This is a genomic window from Amycolatopsis sp. CB00013 (assembly GCF_001905755.1).
Classification (GTDB): domain Bacteria; phylum Actinomycetota; class Actinomycetes; order Mycobacteriales; family Pseudonocardiaceae; genus Amycolatopsis; species Amycolatopsis japonica.
The window spans coordinates 307541-325138 of sequence record NZ_LIWC01000002.1; the positions used below are offsets into that span (position 1 = coordinate 307541).

24 protein-coding genes are annotated in these 17598 nt (G+C 66.5%); 10 read left to right on the forward strand and 14 right to left on the reverse strand.

Annotated features, from left to right (window positions below; all coding sequences use genetic code 11):
- Positions 1-37 precede the first annotated feature (37 nt).
- Positions 38-1033: a phage baseplate protein gene (locus tag AMK34_RS11370; RefSeq protein WP_073845094.1), complete on the forward strand. Its 996-nt coding sequence runs from the start codon at positions 38-40 to the stop codon at positions 1031-1033.
- Here the strand turns inward: AMK34_RS11370 and AMK34_RS11375 are convergent.
- The 4 genes from AMK34_RS11375 to AMK34_RS11390 are packed head-to-tail and all read right to left on the reverse strand — an operon-like array spanning position 1009 to position 3910.
- A complete protein-coding gene (locus AMK34_RS11375) occupies positions 1009-2262 on the reverse strand; it encodes an MFS transporter (RefSeq protein WP_073845096.1) in 1254 nt (417 codons plus the stop codon). The genes AMK34_RS11370 and AMK34_RS11375 overlap by 25 nt on opposite strands.
- Positions 2259-2606, reverse strand: a complete 348-nt coding sequence (locus AMK34_RS11380; RefSeq protein ID WP_073845098.1) for a VOC family protein — start codon at positions 2604-2606, stop codon at positions 2259-2261. The genes AMK34_RS11375 and AMK34_RS11380 overlap by 4 nt, the downstream gene beginning before the upstream one ends.
- Complete coding sequence (locus AMK34_RS11385; protein ID WP_016337362.1) at positions 2603-2764, reverse strand: hypothetical protein; 162 nt, start codon at positions 2762-2764, stop codon at positions 2603-2605. Before AMK34_RS11385 ends, AMK34_RS11380 begins: the two co-directional genes overlap by 4 nt.
- A 9-nt stretch (positions 2765-2773) precedes the next feature.
- Entirely contained in the window at positions 2774-3910 is a 1137-nt protein-coding gene (locus AMK34_RS11390; RefSeq protein WP_073845100.1) for an MFS transporter, read from the reverse strand.
- Positions 3911-3987: 77 nt separating this feature from the next.
- On the opposite strand from AMK34_RS11390, the gene AMK34_RS11395 reads away from it, so the two are divergent.
- Complete coding sequence (locus tag AMK34_RS11395) at positions 3988-4545, forward strand: helix-turn-helix domain-containing protein (RefSeq protein WP_037340514.1); 558 nt, start codon at positions 3988-3990, stop codon at positions 4543-4545.
- Positions 4546-4548: 3 nt separating this feature from the next.
- Here AMK34_RS11395 and AMK34_RS11400 read toward each other — a convergent pair whose 3' ends face one another.
- The 7 genes from AMK34_RS11400 to AMK34_RS42635 all read right to left on the reverse strand — a co-directional run bounded on the left by AMK34_RS11400 (position 4549) and on the right by AMK34_RS42635 (position 10543).
- Positions 4549-4956, reverse strand: a complete 408-nt coding sequence (locus AMK34_RS11400; RefSeq protein ID WP_038522339.1) for a VOC family protein — start codon at positions 4954-4956, stop codon at positions 4549-4551.
- A gap of 5 nt (positions 4957-4961) precedes the next feature.
- On the reverse strand, positions 4962-6359 hold the full coding sequence (locus AMK34_RS11405; RefSeq protein WP_073845102.1) for a pyridoxal phosphate-dependent decarboxylase family protein: 1398 nt from the start codon (positions 6357-6359) through the stop codon (positions 4962-4964).
- Positions 6352-6987 carry a class I SAM-dependent methyltransferase gene (locus tag AMK34_RS11410; RefSeq protein WP_198941669.1) on the reverse strand — a complete coding sequence of 212 codons (636 nt, stop codon included), beginning with the start codon at positions 6985-6987 and terminating at the stop codon, positions 6352-6354. The genes AMK34_RS11405 and AMK34_RS11410 overlap by 8 nt, the downstream gene beginning before the upstream one ends.
- A gap of 27 nt (positions 6988-7014) precedes the next feature.
- Complete coding sequence (locus AMK34_RS11415; RefSeq protein WP_073845104.1) at positions 7015-7467, reverse strand: hypothetical protein; 453 nt, start codon at positions 7465-7467, stop codon at positions 7015-7017.
- A 525-nt stretch (positions 7468-7992) separates the two neighbouring features.
- A complete protein-coding gene (locus tag AMK34_RS11420; RefSeq protein ID WP_073845106.1) occupies positions 7993-8553 on the reverse strand; it encodes an HD domain-containing protein in 561 nt (186 codons plus the stop codon).
- A 143-nt stretch (positions 8554-8696) separates the two neighbouring features.
- Positions 8697-9974, reverse strand: a complete 1278-nt coding sequence (locus tag AMK34_RS11425) for a GmrSD restriction endonuclease domain-containing protein (protein WP_083649839.1) — start codon at positions 9972-9974, stop codon at positions 8697-8699.
- Positions 9953-10543: a hypothetical protein gene (locus AMK34_RS42635; RefSeq protein ID WP_143202432.1), complete on the reverse strand. Its 591-nt coding sequence runs from the start codon at positions 10541-10543 to the stop codon at positions 9953-9955. Before AMK34_RS42635 ends, AMK34_RS11425 begins: the two co-directional genes overlap by 22 nt.
- Positions 10544-10646: 103 nt before the next feature.
- On the opposite strand from AMK34_RS42635, the gene AMK34_RS43715 reads away from it, so the two are divergent.
- The 5 genes from AMK34_RS43715 to mscL all read left to right on the forward strand — a co-directional run bounded on the left by AMK34_RS43715 (position 10647) and on the right by mscL (position 13354).
- Complete coding sequence (locus AMK34_RS43715; RefSeq protein WP_274534428.1) at positions 10647-10778, forward strand: hypothetical protein; 132 nt, start codon at positions 10647-10649, stop codon at positions 10776-10778.
- Between the two features lie 223 nt (positions 10779-11001).
- A complete protein-coding gene (locus AMK34_RS43720; RefSeq protein WP_274534429.1) occupies positions 11002-11130 on the forward strand; it encodes a hypothetical protein in 129 nt (42 codons plus the stop codon).
- Between the two features lie 660 nt (positions 11131-11790).
- On the forward strand, positions 11791-12102 hold the full coding sequence (locus AMK34_RS11430) for an FmdB family zinc ribbon protein (RefSeq protein ID WP_037340509.1): 312 nt from the start codon (positions 11791-11793) through the stop codon (positions 12100-12102).
- 115 nt (positions 12103-12217) lie between these two features.
- A complete protein-coding gene (locus AMK34_RS11435) occupies positions 12218-12859 on the forward strand; it encodes an SAF domain-containing protein (RefSeq protein ID WP_073845110.1) in 642 nt (213 codons plus the stop codon).
- Positions 12860-12949: 90 nt separating this feature from the next.
- Positions 12950-13354, forward strand: a complete 405-nt coding sequence (mscL, locus tag AMK34_RS11440) for a large-conductance mechanosensitive channel protein MscL (RefSeq protein ID WP_038508148.1) — start codon at positions 12950-12952, stop codon at positions 13352-13354.
- Between the two features lie 6 nt (positions 13355-13360).
- On the opposite strand, the gene AMK34_RS11445 is transcribed toward mscL, so the two are convergent.
- On the reverse strand, positions 13361-13534 hold the full coding sequence (locus AMK34_RS11445; RefSeq protein ID WP_174491993.1) for a hypothetical protein: 174 nt from the start codon (positions 13532-13534) through the stop codon (positions 13361-13363).
- Positions 13535-13589: 55 nt separating this feature from the next.
- Here AMK34_RS11445 and AMK34_RS11450 point away from each other — a divergent pair, with 55 nt between their 5' ends.
- Positions 13590-13868: a hypothetical protein gene (locus AMK34_RS11450; RefSeq protein ID WP_073846255.1), complete on the forward strand. Its 279-nt coding sequence runs from the start codon at positions 13590-13592 to the stop codon at positions 13866-13868.
- Here the strand turns inward: AMK34_RS11450 and AMK34_RS11455 are convergent.
- Positions 13865-14365, reverse strand: a complete 501-nt coding sequence (locus AMK34_RS11455) for a MogA/MoaB family molybdenum cofactor biosynthesis protein (RefSeq protein ID WP_005155592.1) — start codon at positions 14363-14365, stop codon at positions 13865-13867. The two genes, AMK34_RS11450 and AMK34_RS11455, sit on opposite strands and share 4 nt — an antisense overlap.
- 122 nt (positions 14366-14487) lie before the next feature.
- Between AMK34_RS11455 and AMK34_RS11460 the strand changes: the two genes are divergently transcribed.
- Positions 14488-15549 (forward strand): NAD-dependent epimerase/dehydratase family protein, encoded by a 1062-nt coding sequence (locus AMK34_RS11460; protein WP_073845114.1) that lies wholly within the window; start codon positions 14488-14490, stop codon positions 15547-15549.
- Positions 15550-15621: 72 nt separating this feature from the next.
- Complete coding sequence (locus AMK34_RS11465) at positions 15622-16425, forward strand: MBL fold metallo-hydrolase (RefSeq protein ID WP_038508145.1); 804 nt, start codon at positions 15622-15624, stop codon at positions 16423-16425.
- Between the two features lies 1 nt (position 16426).
- Here the strand turns inward: AMK34_RS11465 and AMK34_RS11470 are convergent, their stop codons facing one another.
- Positions 16427-17593: a serine hydrolase domain-containing protein gene (locus AMK34_RS11470; RefSeq protein ID WP_073845116.1), complete on the reverse strand. Its 1167-nt coding sequence runs from the start codon at positions 17591-17593 to the stop codon at positions 16427-16429.
- Positions 17594-17598: the final 5 nt, after the last annotated feature.

Genomic DNA, 17598 nt, shown 5'->3' on the forward strand with positions numbered 1-17598 from the left:
TCGATCGGACCGCGAAACCCGACGAAGGCGAGCGCCCATGTCCGAGCAGCTGCCCACGGACCCCGTCCGGTCCCCGTTCTCCCGGCGTTCGCTGCTGCGGGCCGGTGGTGGTCTCGCCGCGACGACGGCGCTGCTCGGTACCGGCGCGGTGTTCGCCGGACCGGCTTCGGCCGCGGTGCCTGCGTCCAAGCGGTTCGACCTCACCAAGCCGTCCTATGACGAGTTCCGCAGCAAGATCTTGCACGAATCGCACCACGTGATGCAGGGTTTCGCGTTCGACAACCAGAACGTGCGCATCTTCATCGTGAACGCCCGCAACGGCGGGACCGGCGACGACCTGTGTGTCACCCAGGTCAACTTCTCCGGTGAGATCCAGGGCTCGATGCATCTGAACAACGCCGGGCACGGGGTGTCGATCGGCGTCGAACCGGTGGGCACCGACTCCTACATCTGGATGGAATGCGACTCGGACGGCTCCACGAGTGCCGGCCGCGGGACGGCGCTGGCCCGGTTCAAGTTCGTCAACGGTGGCACGCCTTCGGTGAAGAAGTTCCTCACCGGCAGCGACACGATCACCTGCGCCACCGATCCGATCAACAAGCGGATCGCGGTACGCCGCAAGGAAAACGGCAAGATGTTCTACAGCGTCTACCCGCTCGCGTCCGCGGCCGCCGGTAACTTCAGTTCGCCGCTGGCGCATTTCGCGCAACCCGCGCTGTCGACCGTGCCGGTGACGTTCCAGGGCTACACGATCTACGGCCAGTATCTGTACACATTGGACGGTACGGGACACGCGGACCCCGCCGACATCAACTCCTACGTCACCTGCATCGACATGAACACGGGCACCGTGAAGAGCCGCGCATTGACCAAGGCGGGGCAGTCGCTGGTGTTCCGTGAGCCGGAGGGGCTCGGGATCTACCGGAGCCTGGCCGGGGAAACCCGGCTGTACATGGGCTTCGGATCGCGTAGCAGCATGGACAACATCAACCGCTACGCGAACCTGTTCTACAAGAACGTCCTCATCGACTGACGACTCGCGGCGAACGCGGCCGCCGCCAGGGCGGCCGCGAAAAGCCCGTAGGAAGCCAACAATCCGGTGCCCGAGGAACTCAAGGCACCGCCGACGGCCCTGCCCAGCAATTGCCCGACGCATTCGGCGGTGATGACGGCGGTCGCCAGTTCGGCGGCGGTGAAACCGCTCGCGTCCGCCGTCGTGGCCCTGATGTACAGGCCCGGGTAAGCGAGTCCGACGCCGATTCCGGCGACCGTCCAGGCGACGAGGGCTGTGGCGAACGAACCACCGAAGGCCACGGCCGCGGTGCCGAGGGCGGTCAGGCTCAGGCCCACGACGGGAAAGCGTGCCGAGGAGAACTTGGCCGCGACGAGGCTGGTCACCGCCCAGCCGAGCGGGGCGGCGCTCAGCACGATCGCCGCTTGCCCGAGGCTCAGCTGGAAACCGCTCGTCAGGAGCACGGTGATCAGGCTGTCCGCGCCGAAATAGCCGATCGCGAACAGCACCATCGCGCCGAGCGCTGCGGGGGTCCCCGGCCGGAGCCGTGCGGTGCCCGGCGGCAGGATCGCGATCATCCCGACGGCGGTGATCGCCGCCCCGGCGAGCGCGAGCGGCCAGAAACCCGCGCTGAACACGACGATCGCCGCTCCCAGCGGCACCGAAAGCGTCCGCAGCAAGGGCCGTGAAGCGGCATCGGGTGCGTCGCCGCGCGCGGCACGCACGACCAGCAACCGTCCGAAAAGGACGAACGGCACCGGAAGCAGCAGGGTCCACCGCCAGCCGACGAGATGTTCCAGGCCGAGCGTCGCGGCCGGGCCGACCAGGGCGGGCACGATCCACATCGCCGACGACGCCGCGATCACGCGGATCCGCAGCCGGTCGTCGAGATGCCGGATCGCCGAGCTGACACCGAAAATCGCCAGGAGGCCGCTGGCGAGCCCGGCGGAGAACTGGCCGAGGGCGAACATCCACGCCGTCCGTGCCGACGCGGCCAGAGCGAGTCCGCCGAGGTAGGCGACCATCCCGACGGCGAGCGTGCCGCGAGGGCCCAGCCGGCCGAGGACCCTGCTCGCCAAGGGAAGCGCGACGAACAACCCCAGCGTCGAACCGGCGATCAGGAGTCCGAGGTCGGTCCTCGCGTCGAGATCGCCGGCGACGACGGGCAGCAAGGTGGAGGCGACGAAACCGGTGACGGCGGCCGCGAATTCGAGCGCGACGATGCCGACCGCCAGCCGGATTCCGGTCATGTGTAGAGGTCTCGGTCGTACCGGTTCAGCTGTACCCAGACCCCGTCGGGATCCTGGACGCGCAGCGAGTGACCGTAGCCCTCGTCCATCGGCGGGCCCGGTTCGAATCCGGCTGCCCGCAAGCGTTCCGCGACGTCCTCCAGTGGTTCGTCGACTTCGAAGGCCAGCTCACAGCGGCCGACGTCGTCGCCGGACGACCGGTGGATGGCCAGCATCCCGGCCTCGGCGGGCATTTCGACCCAGCCGCCGGGGCGCGACACCGGCCCGGTCCGCAGGCCGAGCACCTCGTAGAACCGTGTCATGGCCTCGACGTCCGCGCTGTAGCGGATCGGCATGATCTTCATCGCTCGCGTTCCTCACTGGTCCGCAGCAGGTATTCCTCCAGCACCCGTTCGACGAACGACGAGAGCGACTCGTCCGCGTCGACGGACGCGTGCTTCACCCGCTTGATGAGGTCGGGCGGCAGATAGACGTTGAATTGCCGTTTCTCGACCTGAGCCATGCTCGCATGCTAGCAAACGAGCACAAGCAGCACCGTGACCAGCGCCAGACCCGCGCCTATCCACGGGATGGCGGCCAGCGAAGCACCCAGGTTCAGCGCCCCGGCGGCGAAGGCGGGAGTAAGACTGATGCCCAGCTGGAAGGCCGAGACGGTGGTCGCGCCGGCCAGTGTCGGGGCGGACGCGGCGATCGTGAAGACCCGCCCGTAGAGCGCCGGATTGAGCACGAAGGCCGCGATGCCCAGCAAGAACACCGTCGGCACGACGACCCAGACGGAAGTGGCGAAAAGAGCGAGTATCGCCGAGAAGACCGCGATGCCGACGCCGCCGCCGAGCAGAGCGTGATGCGGGCGGCGGTCGGAGATGCGGCCGCCGATCGACAGTCCGGCGAAGGCGCCGATCCCGAACAGCGCGAGGACCGCGGGGATCCAGACCGCGGGAACGACGTCCGCGAGCATCGCCGCCAGGTAGTTGAAGGACACCATGTACGCGGCGGTGCTCAGGATGGTGATCGCGTAGACGCCCCAGAGGCGCGGCGTCCGCATGGCGCGCAGCTCCCCCGAAAGGCTGGGTTCCGCCGAAGGCGCGGTGGCGGGCAGGCCGACGGCGCACGCGACCACGCCCACGACGGTCAGCGTCACGACTCCCCAGAAGCCGCCGGTCCAGTCGGTGAGGTTGCTCAGCAGCGTGCCGACCGGTCCCCCGGCCACCATAGCGACGCTGAGCCCGGCGACGACGACGCCGGAGGCGCGGGCGTTGCGGTCGGGGGTCACCAGGCTGATCGCGGTCACGGTGGCGACCGCGAAGAACCCGGCGTAGGCGAGACCGGCGACGAACCTGGTGACCAGGAGGATCCAGTAGTCGTCGGCGAGCAGGCCGACGGCGATGGCTGCGGCGAAGGCGGCCTGCGTGGTCATCAACGCCGTACGCCGAGGCCATTTCAGGCTGAGCACGGCGAACGGCGGGCCGCCCAGGACGACACCGAGCGCGAACGCGGTGATGAGCGCGCCCGCGGAGGACAGGGAGACACCGAGATCGGCGGCGACCGCGGGCAGGACCCCGGCCATCAGGAACTCGGCGCTCCCCATCGCGAACAGGCTGAAGGCGAGGAGGTAGACCCCGGCGGGAAGGCGTTTCGTCTCGATCATGGCGCCAGCATCGGGAGATTCTGGCTGTTTCGGCAAAGAACTTTGCCGGAACCGGGACGAGCTGCTCTGCTGGCGGCATGGAGAGCCAACCCGCCGTCACCGCGGCGATCGAACTGATCGCGCCCCGGCTGCGCCGCGCCAGGGACAAGAAAGGCACGACGCTGGTGGAGCTCAGCCGCGCCACCGGGATCTCCACCAGCACCCTGTCCCGCCTGGAATCCGGGCAGCGCAAGCCGAGCCTCGAACTGTTGCTGCCGGTGATCGCCGCACTGGGCCTGCGCGTCGACGAGATCGTCGCCTCACCGAGGGTGCTCGAAGCGCCTTCGGACGGCCGGGCGCTCATCCCGCTCACGCGGCACGAGGACGGGCCTCGCGCCTACAAGATGACGATCCCGGCGAGCGACGACGAGCCCCGCACCCGAACCCACACCGGCCGCGAATGGCTTTACGTGCTGCGAGGCAGGCTGCGGCTCGTGCTCGGCGACCAGGACGTCGTACTCGGTCCCGGCGAGGCCGCCGAGTTCGACTGCCGGACGCCGCATTGGTTCGGCGCCACCGGCCGCGGGCGGGTCGAGGTGCTCAGCCTCTTCGGCGAACAGGGCGAGCGGATCCACGTCCGCGCCCGCACCCGATGAACGTCAGACGCGCTGCTGGATACGGATCAGGTTCCCGGACGGGTCGCGGACGGCGCCGTCACGCAGGCCGTACGGCTGGTCGGTCGGCTCCTGGATGATCTCGGCGCCCGCCTCCTGCAGGTGCTTGAAGAGGCCGTCGAGGTCGTCGGAGGAGAACAGGATCCCCGCGTAGGTGCCCTTGGCCATCATCTCGCTGATCACCCGGCGTTCGTCGTCGGTGATGCCCGGGTCGACGGCGGGCGGGTGCAGCACGATCGACACGGGCTGCCCCGGCGGGCCGACGGTGAGCCAGCGCATGCCGTCGTAGCCGACGTCGTTGCGCACCTCGAAACCGAGGAGGTCGCGGTAGAAGGCCAGTGCGGCTTCGGGGTCGGTCTGAGGAAGGAAGCTTCCGTGAATGGCGATGTCCATGACGGTCACGCTAGGTGAGACCGGTTCTCGACGCTTCTCGATTCCTGATCGCTCTTCCGTGCCGCCTTGATCGCCTCGACACTGCGATCGACGTCCGCTTCGGTCGTGCTCCAGTTCGACACGGAGATGCGCATCAGGCGCCGTCCGTGCCAGGTGGTCGCGCCCATCCAGCACTCGCCGGACCGCTGGAGGGCTTCGACGACGCGGTCGGTTTCCCCGTCGAAGGCGACGAGCACCTGGTTCAGCACGACGTCGTTCACGACGGTGACGCCCTCGCACGCCTCGAGTTTCCCGGCGAACCTCCTGGCCAGCGCGCAGCATCGTTCGACCATCTCGGCGATGCCCTCGCGGCCGAGCTCGCTGAGCGCGGCCCACGTCGCGAATCCCCGCGCCCGGCGGGAGGACTCCGGCACGAAGTCGCCCGGCGCTCGCACCCCATCGGCGCCCTGGCCGGTCAGATAGGCAGCGGTCACCGCCATGGCGGCCCGGTGCGACTCGGGATGGGCGCAGAACGCGTAGCCGCTGTCGTACGGGACGTTGAGCCACTTGTGCCCGTCGACCGCCCAGGAGTCGGCCCCGTCCAGGCCCGCGGTCCATCGCCTGAGCGTGGGCGCGGCGGCCGCCCAGAGCCCGAACGCGCCGTCGACGTGGACCCACGCGTCGTGCCGGCGGGCGATCTCCGTCGCGGCGGCGAAGTCGTCGAAAGCGCCGGTGTTCACGTTCCCGGCCTGGAGGCAAACGATTGCGGGCCCGTCAAGCGTCCTTTCGAGATCGGCGATGTCGATGGCACCTTGGCCGTTCGCGCGCACCGGCCGCACCGCGTCGGTGCCCAGGCCCAGCAAACGGAGCGACCGGTCGATCGACGCGTGCCGTTCTTCTCCGGCGACGACCCGCAGAGGCGGCGCCCCCTGCAGTCCCCGGCGCTCGACGTCCCATCCCGCCCGCGCCAGCAGGTGATGCCGGCCGGCGGCCAGGCCGACCGTGTTCGCTCCCTGTCCGCCGGTCACGAAGCCGAACGAGGCACCGGCCGGGAGACCGAGGACCTCCTTGAGCCATTCGCCCGCCACTTCCTCGACGATCGCGGCGGCGGGCGAGGTGACCTGGTTGAACGCGGGCTGGTCCCATCCGGTCGCCAGCATGTCGGCCGCGGTCGCGGCGTCGAGCGCGCCACCGGTGACGAAACCGAAGTACCTCGGCCCGGTGTTCGCCACCAACGCCGGCTCGACGGCGTCGGCCAGCCGCCGGATCACGTCGGCGGGCGGCGTGGGCTTTTCGGGCAGTTCGCCGAGCTTCTCCCGGACGCCCGTCGTGTCGTCCGGGAAGACCGGGGCGTCGGCGACGCTTTCGCGGTATCGGGTGACGCGGGCGGCGACGTCGGCCAGGAGATCTCGCAACTCACTCATCCGACGGCTCTCTTTCGATCGTCGCGAACCACGCGGGAGCGCCCGCTTCGTCGTGGAACCTCGTCCGGACGCGCTCCTCCACGATGGCCTTCACACGCCATCCTGCCCCGAAGGGCTTTGTCAGCGCTTCACGTTTTACCGGGTGGGGCCCGGCGTTCTCGCCGTCGCTGAAGCACAGGATGTAGAGCGTCCCCTTGGTGACCGCTTCGAGGCTCTTGACGTACGCGACGCGCTCGTCCGCGTCGAAAGCGTGGAAGAGCCCGCAATCGAGCACGGTGTCGAACCGCCGCCCGAGCCGCTCCAGGTGAAGCGCGTCCGCCGTCAAGAATTCGGCGTCGAGCCCGAGCTGGCTCGCCCTTCGCCGTGCGATGGCGAGGGCCGTCTCGGCGACATCGACGCCCAGCACCGGAAGCCCTCGCGACGCGAGGTGAAGCGCGTTCTCGCCCGACCCGCAGCCCGCGTCGAGCACCGTGCCGGTGAAGCTTCCAGCCGCCCGCACGACCGCGGGCTGGGGTCCGCCGAAATCCCAGGGGGCGGGGCCTTCGAGGTACGAGGCGTCCCAGGGCAGGCCGGTCATCCGCTCGTGACTGGTCGGGTTCCTGCCGCCGAACGGATCCTCTTGCGACATGGTGACCGCCCTTCCCGCACTCCGACGTCAGCCGCCGGCGACCGCTCTCTTCTGTTTGATCTTGTTCGCAGGAGTCCTGCTCTTCGCGGCAGCCCTTCCCGCGGAACCACCGATCAGCTGGCTCACACGCTGAGGTGTCAGACCCAGCACAGCGGCTATCTCTCGCCCGGACAATCCGGACGCTCCAAGATTCTTCGCCACCTCACGCTGCTTCGCCGCCGCCTCGCGTTGCCGACGTTCCGCGTCTCGCACGTCGGCACGCGCCGACCGGACCTGCTCCGCCAACTCGGCGTCGAGCTGAGGGACGACGTCCACATCGAAGGAGTTCTCGTCATCGAGATCCAGTGCGAACGCGATGTACTCACGGGCGACGGCTTCCGCTTTGGACAAAGTGCCCGCCTGCGTGACACCGACACCGTCGACATGAAGTTCCCAGCCACGCTTCCAGCGTTTGGCCAAGACGACGTAGGTGCCGGTCATTGCAGCCACCCCTTCGGTAGGCACGGGAGTTTCTTGATGACGTCGTCCACGACTCCGGGGGAGACGTTCTTGTGGTCTGTGAGCGCAGCCTTCGTCGAGAAGTGCCCACCGCACGTCTCTGTACTTCGTCGCTTTCACCGCCCACGTGAATCTAGCCCGTCTAGATACACAATATCTATACGGGATAGATGTCTCACCTCCGGCAGATGAGGATCGCCTGGCAGGAAGCGGGCCCCGCTCCGTAGCGGCACAGGTGCCGTGACCAGGTCCTCATGTGACCGTCGACGTCACCGGCTTCATCAGGATCTTCTCCGCCCCTAACTACGTCATCGAGTACGACGACGGTGAGGTCCGCTAGGAGTTCTCACTCTGCTTCCGTGCCCGCCCGGTCTCCGGCGAGCTACGCACGAGCAGCGAGAGCAAAGAGGTTCTGTGGGTCGAACCAGCCAAGCTGGACGGCCTCAACATCCACCCCGCCATTCGGTTCAGGATCGCCTGCGGCTTCAAGGGTGCTGACCAGCCGTTCTACACATAGTCGATGCCCGCCTCCCACAACCGAGCTTCCGTCCGCTCGACAGCACCCGCCAACTCCGGCCGCGCTAGCTGAATGAACGTCGACACGACGTCATCCGGTCCGTACCGCTGCTGAATCTCCGCTGCGCGCTCCTCGAAGGTCACAACTTCGCCGTCCGGCGAGGTCGTCATGTCGGCCCACCACAGAGCGTCTCTCAATGGCGTCCGCTCGTCGCCCCAGTCAGCCAGGTCGTCAGCCAGACCCCGCAGCTTTGCCTCCAGATACGCCGCCGAATGATGCGCCACCAACGCGCACAACCGATCCGGAGCCCCAGCTTCCCGGAGATATCGCGCGCCGTCCAGCGCATGCAGCCCGGTAGCCACCAGGTCGGGTGCGTACCCAATGTCGTGAACGAGGCCCGCTGCCGTGAGCACCTGCGCATTGTCGGCAGAAAACAGCCGTTCCGCCGCACTCAGCCGCTTGCATACTCCCCGGGAATGCTCCCAACGACGCGGCAAATCCACGCTGAGCCGTCTAGCCGCCAACTTACTAGCCCACGCCGTCAAATCCACCTGTTCACGGTATCGACGACATCGCGTCTCCGCACGAAGAGCCGCATGCCAACAAGGGGGTCACTTGCCCCCCTCCTCGTCGTCAAGCGCGACTTTGACCACCATGACACCACATCTACACGCTGCAATGTGTCTGAAGATGCCTAGAAGTCGTCTTGCCTTGAACTCAGAAGAACTTGCCGAGAACGGATTTTTTCGGCTTCCTCCTGCAATTCGTCATCAGAGTCCTCGTCAACCTCCTGGACATTCCTCCACTCTGCGTCCTTCTGCACTAAAGGCTTACTACCCTCTTGCGTAAAAATTTCACCTAGAGCATCATTGAGCGCTTCATTTCGCCTAACTCGATTTAGGCGGTCACTCGCTGCACGTTCAACCGCTCGAAGGTAACGCGCCGCAGGAACTGTGACAGCAGTTTTAACAAACAACTCGCCTTGATCCTCGTTCGCCTGCTCGCGCTTCAGCTCATTGACTGCGTCAGAGAACTCTGCAAGCCTCTGAATGAACTGATCTACTCGATCTCCTGTCAATGGCAAACGATCAGCGTGAGCCATCAAGAATACAAGCAAGGAATAGAAGTCCGACTTGTTCCTGAAGCGAGTCTTTTTTAATCTAACCGAGTAGATTGCAAGAAGTTCAAGTATCCTTCCGAAGCTGCGCTCTAAACGCTCCTGAAGATCAGGAGGGAAACCCTGCTTCTCGTACGTCACGAAGAGTTGGTCTAGGCCTTCTTTTTTATTAGGAAATGCGTTTGATGCAGTCGCGAAGATAACCTCGGCGAAAAATTCGTCGTTCCTTCTCCGCAAGTAGTCCTTTGCCGAGAAAACGCCGATCTCCCCGAATACTCGGCGGGCAGCCAACTGCTCAACAAGCTTAACAAATGGACCCGTATAAGCTGCATGCCGCAGCTCTTGCGACTCGAGCGACTCTACAGTGCGATTGAGCCTACGAAAAACCTCTCGTAAAGCACTTTCGTTAAGGTCAGGCAACTTCCTAACAATGAATTCAAAGCTACGGAAGCGCTGCTTTTGCTCCGGTTCAAGTTCCGCAAAGATCTTTCCTCGCCACTCTTCCTTTACCTCGTCATCCTGGACGAGGCGCAGCCGATTGGCAAGGAAGCGCAAGCAGGTAGTGATTCTCTGCTGTCCGTCGACAACAATTGTTTCTTCTTCGCCATCAGGAGATGTACTCCTTTGGATGTACACCTCAGGTACAGGCAGTCCGCGAAGTATTGAGTCAACAAGCAAGCTTTGCTGAGTCTCATTCCATACAAGATTTCGCTGAAATGCCGCCCTCAAGACCAGGTCGCCAATAGCGTGCACTTGCTGAAAATAGTTAATATTAAGACTTGAGCTGGTCGGAGCAACCTGCTCGTCGAATACCAAACCGTCAGAGTCCGCACTCAAAGAAGCTTCTCCTTGCATTTCATGAGACCAGAAGAGACATAATTTCGCACACTCCAATAATCTCGATAGATCCAGAAGTTCACGGCAACCTCACGATCCAACGCTATCGCCACCTTCTCCGATAACTCGGTACTCACCGAAATCCAGTGTGGTCCAAACGAGAGGAAAGGAAGCAGCACGTTGGCAAGTATAGCCCCATCGAAGAAGCGTTTCTTCTGCCATTTTAGGTTATCCGCAAATTCTCGATCTAACGGTTGAAATGTCGGCTGTGCCGCCCTTCTCAGGTCTCGCCAAGCCGTCTCGAAGTGAACCTCTGATACGATCGCTAGATCTATATCCGACTCATGATCGAACCTTTTTAGTTTACCGTCTGCGATCTTGCCGGGGTCTAACGACAGTCCGACCGCGCCGGAGCCGATACAAAAAATGCCATTAGGATCTACTTCGAGCCTCGATGCAAGGAGTCGCAAAATTGGACGAAAGTCAGAATCACTAAAAGCATAGGGATCTGCCCGAAGGTAATGCTCGTCAATCCAGTCTAATATTGGATCGCATCTCGCGATCTGATCTTGATCTGGATACGCCATTTCCTGCCTGTCTTGCCGGTGTCGGTCAGCTTCCAAGCATACTGGCCTGACGAGACAAGACCAATTAGCCTTGCACACTCCCGGGCTGGCAGAGCTGCCGAACTTGGCTCTATGGGATCAAGGTGCCGCCGGTGGCGGCGCGCGGGTCACCACCCGTCCGGCGGACTACGCCCACAAGGCGACGTCGGCCTACCGCTCCGCTCCCGGCAGGCGCCGCCGGGCGAGCCCGCCGTAGGGCAGCTCCCGCAGCGCGCCGCCGCTACAACGTTAATGCGCACGTCATGCGCGCACCCATCTCCGCGTGTCTTCCCGATTGCCGCACCGTCGAGCTTCTACTCTGGCTCCGAAGCCTGCTCCAGTCGCTTCCTCGGACGGCCGTCGAGGAAGCGCCCTGACTCTCGACGCTGCCGGGTACAGCGCCCGCGCGGTGCCTCAGGGGATGAGGTAGGTGAAGGCCCATGTCTCAACGGGGCCGGAAGAACCGGTTCACCGTCAGCATCACCGGCAAGGTGACACTGACGGTGAACCACGCAGTAACCGTTGTCGTGCTGGTCCTGCTAGGCGTCGCAACCTGGTACCAGCGCTGACCTGCGGTTTCGTCGCCGGGGCTGTTCTTTGGACAGCTCCGGCGATGAGCTTCCGAAGTCCGTATACGGACCCCGGCCGTGTCAACGTAAACCCCGGGTGTGCCCACACCTGGGACGTTGCCCGGCATGTCTGTATCAATCTGTATCAATAGGCCTTACGACACGGAGTCCCGAGTGCCGCCGAGTGACCAGTTCCTCGCCGCACGATCGTTTAACACCAGCCTGCCAGCATCAAGGGCGCCTACGGTGTCGCTGCGCGATGAGCTGCGCTCCCCCTTGACCCTGGCAGCCCGGTGCTAACAGCGGCAGGGGCGAGGAAACAGGGCCAGACTGCCACCGCGTGCTGTCATGTCGACCGATAGCCAGCCTGTCAGGACAGAGGGGCAGAACTACGACGCCTGATCGACACAAGACTTCGATCAGACTTGTACGACGAATCAGCCCGGCAAGGGCGCACGCTCGGAGACCGCCCAGCTCATGACGGCTCGTACCCTGGACCAGAGCCGATCTCGGTCCGGCACGGAACAGGTACGGAACAGAGGGCGTGACCAGGTCCTCATGTGACCTTGGGAAACCTTGTTTGACCTGCGTCGGAATGCCCCGGTACCGTTAGGCGTTAGCACTCTTGTCGGCTGAGTGCCAATGCACGAAGGAGCAGCAGTGCCCACCTACCAGTACGCCTGCAAGGAATGCGACCACGCTTTCGAGGCCGTGCAGTCGTTCTCCGACGCGAGCCTGACCGTGTGCCCGCAGTGCTCGGGACCGCTTCGCAAGGTCTTCAGCTCGGTCGGCGTGGTCTTCAAGGGCAGCGGTTTCTACCGCAACGATTCGCGCGACTCGAAGGCCAACACGACCGCGGCCCCGGCCAAGACCGAGACGAAGTCGGAGTCGAAGACCGAGTCCAAGTCGGAGACCAAGAGCGCGGCATCCTCCTCCACGGGTACGACGAAAACGGCCGCCGCCGCTTCCTGACGTCCCGAGTTGTCCACAGGCCCCCGGTTATCCACAGCCGGGGGTTTTCGTTCTTTCCAGGGCCGCGTGCCGCCCCTAGCGTCGAGATCATCACCGATCGACGAGGGGGAATCCCGTGCTCCACGCTCTGCCCGTCCTGCGAAGACTTCGCGGCAGGCCCGCGCGACTGCTCCGCCGCTGGCTTGCCCTGTCCCTGCTGCTCAGCGGCCTGGTCGCGCTCTTCCTTCCCGCTTCCGCACGCGGTGCGCCCGGCACCGCGACCGTGGTCTCCGCCCGCGACCTCCCGGCCGGGTCGGTGCTGAGGGCCGCCGACCTCAAGCTCGTCGATCTCCCGGACGACGTCCGTCCACAGGGCGCCATCGGCCTGCCCGCCACGGTGGAGGGACGGCTGCTCGTCGGTGCGGCGCGGGCGGGTGAACCGCTGACCGACGTCCGCCTGCTGGACGCGGCCATCCCCGGATCGGGTGATCCCGAGAGTTCAACTGTCCCGGTGAGGCTCGCCGACGCCGGCGTCACGGAGCTGCTCAGGCCGGGCCAGCGGGTCGACGTCGTCGCGGCCGCCGAGGCCGGGCGCGAAGCGTCTGTGCTGGCCAGCATGGCTGTCGTGGCGGCCGTGGGGGCTCAGGCGGCCCGCGACCCGACGGCTCCCAGCACCGGGAGCAAAGGACCTTTGGTGCTGCTTTCCCTGCCTTCCGCGATCGCGACACGAGTCGCCGCCATCTCGCTGGAACGGTCCATAACGGTTACCCTCCGCTAGCTCGCGCCTGCCCATGGCGGCGGGCGCCTGCGTCCCCCCGGTATGGAACGGGACGGTCGGCGAACCGTCCCAGGTGAAGAGGAGAGCGTCTTGCTCAAGGGTTTCAAGGACTTCCTGATGCGCGGGAACGTCGTCGACCTCGCGGTCGCGGTGGTCATCGGCGCCGCGTTCACGGCGATCGTCACGGCCTTCACGAACGGCCTGATCAAACCGCTGATCAACGCCATCGGCGGTTCGGACGCCGCCAAGGGGCTGGGGTTCAACATCCTCAGCGCGAACGACTCGACGTTCATGGACTTCGGCGGCGTGATCAACGCGGCCATCAACTTCGTGATCGTGGCCGCCGTCGTCTACTTCGTGATCGTGCTGCCGGTCAAGCACGTCCAGGAGCGGCGCAAGCGCGGCGAGGAGGCGGGCCCGGCGGAGCCGACCGACGTCGAACTGCTCACCGAGATCCGCGACCTGCTCCGCGCGCAGCAGAACCGCCAAAGCTGACCCGGTTCACCGGTCGTGATGAGGCGGCCGGTTCTCCAGGAACCACGAGTCGGAGTCCGGGGTGCGCCGCCCCGGCTCTCGCTCGTCGGAGGTCGTGTCCGGCAGGACGTCGCCGAAGATCTCGTCGACCCGTCGTTTCGCCGCCGCGGCGGAGCGCTTGTCCTCGTCTTCACCTGGCATGACGTCCATTTTCGCACCGGTCGCGAGGTCCGCCGACCGGTGGGACCATCAGCGCATGAGCATTGTCGACAAAGCGAAGGGGCTGGCCGCCCAGGCCATCCACAAAGCGGAAGAGGTCGCGGGCGAAGTCCGCGAGAAGGCCGGGCCGCTGGCCGAGAAGGCGGGCGACGTCGCGGCCAAGGGTGTCTCGGCGGCGTCTGCCGGGGCGAACAAGGTCACCGGCGGCCGGTTCGAGGACAAGATCGGCCACGTCACCGAGAAGGTGGAAGGAGTGTTGCACCAGGACAAAAAGGGCGAGCCCGGGACAGAGCCCGGACCCGCGCCCAAGAACTAGGCCTCTTCGAGCCCGGACAGCTCGTCGATCACGTACGGCACCAGCGACGAGAGCGTCGCCATGCCGTCGCGGACGGCCGCGCGTGAACCCGCGAGGTTGACCACCAGCGTGCTGCCGGAGACGCCGACGAGCCCGCGGGAGATGCCCGCGTCCACCGCGCCGGCGGCGAGGCCGGACGCGCGCAGTGCCTCACCGATGCCCGGGATCGGGCGGTCGAGCACACCGGCCGTCGCGTCGGGGGTGCGGTCGCGCGGGGAGACCCCGGTGCCGCCGACGGTGATCACCAGGTCGGCGCCGCCGATCACCGCGGTGTTGAGCGCGTTGCGGATCGCGGCCGTCTCGGCCTCGACCACGACGACGCCGTCGACGATGAATCCGGCCTCTTCGAGCAGCTCCGTGACCAACGGTCCCGTGTTGTCCTCGTGTTCGCCGTGGGCGACGCGATCGTCCACGATGACCACCAGTGCGCGGCCCAGCCGTTGTGCGCTCCGTTCCATAGGCACACCGTATCCGGTTTCGGCTGATCTTCGCTTCGGCGGTGCCGCGTAGTTGTGACGATTCCCTGACGTGAGCCGGTGATCCGGCGCCGCCGCCGGAAATCGCCCCTAGCGTCGGAGCGGTGCGAACACTGATAACCGGCGGGGCCGGGTTCATCGGCTCCCACATCGCCGATCTGCTGTCCGATCAAGGCCACGAGGTGGTCGTCCTCGACAACCTCCTCGGCACCGCGCACGGTTCGCCGCGCCCGCCCGGGTACACCGGCCGCCACCGGTTCCTGCGTGGCGACGTCACCGACACGGAGCTGGTCGCCGAGTTGCTGGACGGCGTCGACGCGGTCTGCCATCAGGCGGCCGTCGTGGGACACGGGGTCGATCCGTCCGACGCGCCGTCGTACGCGCTGAACAACGACTACGGGACCGCTGTGCTGGTCGCGGCCATGCACCGGGCGAAAGTGCGGAAACTGGTGCTCGCCTCGTCGATGGTCGTCTACGGCGAGGGGCGGTACGAGTGCCCCGTCCACGGGATCGTCGCGCCGTCGGCGCGGAAACAGTCCGATGTGGATGCCGGACGTTTCGAGCCCACATGCGCGGCTTGCGGCGCCGAGCTCGGCTGGCGGCTGGTTCCCGAAGACGCGCCGTTGCAGCCGCGGAGCACCTACGCGGCCACGAAGCTCGCCCAGGAACATCTGGCGGCGGCGTGGGCCCGGCAGACCGGCGGAACGGTCTGGGCGCTGCGCTACCACAACGTCTACGGACCACGGATGCCGCAGAACACCCCGTACGCGGGTGTCGCGTCGCTGTTCCGGTCCTCGCTTTTGCGCGGTGAGGCGCCGATCGTGCTTGAGGACGGCAAACAGCAGCGCGACTTCGTGCACGTCCACGACGTGGCGAGGGCGAACGTCCTGGCGCTGGGCACCGACGGCCCCGAAGGCGACCTGACGCCGCTGAACATCTGTTCCGGGCAACCCCACTCCGTGGGCGAACTCGCCGAGGAGCTCGCGAAGGCCTGTGACGGGCCTGCCCCGAAGATCGCCGGCGGTGCCCGTCCCGCCGACGTCCGGCATGTCGTCGCGGATCCCGCCCGCGCCGAACGGCTCCTCGGCTTCACCGCGCGAACGGGTTTCGCCGAAGGCATCGCCGGTTTCGCCACCGCTGAGCTGCGAGAACCGGTCGGTTCCTGAAACCGGGAACAGACCGGGCCCCCGGCCGGTTGTCGTTCCCGGCAACGGAATCGACTTTTTTTGGGGGTTTTGGTGGGCATCACCGTCGGAGACATCGAGATCGAAGCGCTCGGGGACGGCCTGATCCGGCTGCCGCTCGCGTTCTTCCCCGGTCTCGACCCCGAAGCCCACCCGGACGTCTTCGACGAGGACGGCACCGTGCACGTCCCGACCGGCGCGTACCTGATCCGCGGCAACGGCCGCACGATCCTCGTCGACACCGGCCTCGGCCCGCGCGAATTCGCCTTCCCGCCGGGGATGACGCCCGCCAAGGGCGACCCCACCCCGCCGATGGGCACGGGCGGCGACCTCGCGGCCGCGCTCGACAAGGCCGGCTGCCCGGTGGACGAGATCGACACCGTCTTCCTCACCCACCTGCACAACGACCACATCGGCTGGATCGCCCCCGAAGGCGACCTGACCTTCCCCGATGCCCAGGTCGTCTTCGGCCAACTCGACTGGGACGCGCTGATCGCGCCCGCCGGGACGGGCGAATGGAGCCGCGTCGGGATGGAGACCGCCCGCGGCGCGGGGCTGACCGAGGCGATCAGCGGCGACGACGTCGAGATCGCGCCCGGGATCGTGGCGCGGCACGCCCCCGGGCACACGCCCGGCCATTACGTCCTCGACATCACCGCGGACGACGAGCGCCTGTTGCTGCTCGGCGACGTCCTGCACACTCCCGCGCAGCTGACGGACTCGCGGGTCGGCTTCCTCGGCGACGTCGACCCGGATCTCGCTCTCCGTACCCGGCAACGCTTTCTCGCCGAAGCGGAAGAGACCGGCGCGATCATCGCGCCGGCCCACTTCCCTGACATGGGGTTCCTGCGGCTCTGAGCTACTTGCCGCAGAGCACCTTGTCGGTGAGCAGCTGGTCCGCCTTGTTGTAGGCCTGCCCCAGATCGGCCGCCGAGTCGCCGTAGGTCATGGACAGCTCGTAGGTCCGGCTGCCATCCGGCGTGCTGGCCATCAGCGTGCCGTAGCCGTGGAAACCGCCCATTCCCTTGAGGACGGTGCCACAGCTCGCTTCCTGGACGTACAGCCCGAGTCCGTAGCCGCCCTTCGGGTGCGGCTTGCGCATCTCGGCGAGCAGCGGGGCGGGCAGCAGCTTTCCGCCCAGCAGTGCGGAGAAGAACGTGTGGAGGTCCTTCGTGGTCGAGATCAGTTCACCGGCGCTGGACGCCCACGACGGGTTCTGGTTCGTGATGTCGACCGTCTTCCACTGGCCGGGCTTCTCCTCGTAGCGGTAGTAGCCGTGGGCGTGCGGCCCGGGGATACCCGGCCAGGTGCCGGGCACCACGGTGTCCCGGAGTCCGAGCGGCCGGAAGATCCGTCGCTGGAGCTCGTCGCCGTAGGGGCGGCCGGTGACCTTCTCGATCACCAGTCCGGCGAGGACGTAGTTGATGTTCGTGTACGTCCAGTCCGTTCCCGGTGCGAACAGCGGCTGCTTGGACAGGCCGAAGCGCACCAGCTCCTCCGGCCGGTAGGTGTGGTACCGGTTGTCCAGGAACTCCTTGCCCGTCAAGGGGATTCCGGGCACGATCGTGCCGTCGGGCAGCATCGCGCCGGTGTAGTCGAACAGGCCGCTGGTGTGCTGCAACAACATCCGCACGGTGATCCGCCGGTCGAGGCCGAACTCGGGCAGATACCCGGCCACCGGCGCGTCCAGGCCGACCTTGCCCTCCCCGACCAGCTGCAGCACGGCGGTGGCCACGAAGGTCTTGGTGTTGCTGCCGATCCGGAACCGTCCGTTGGTCGGCGGCTTGGCGGCCGAGCCCAGCTCGCGCACCCCGGCGCTGCCGGTCCAGTCACCTCGCGCGTCGTGCACCCGCAACTGCGCGCCGGCGAAACCGGAGGCGGCGATCCCCTCGACCATCGCCCGCAGCTCCGGCCGGTCCCGTCGGTCGTCCGCGGCGGCCACGCCGGGGGCGACCCCGGCCAGCAGTGCGGCCGCCACCGCGGTGATCGCCGTCCGCCGGAAGAATCGCTTCGCTGAAGTCGTCATGGCGG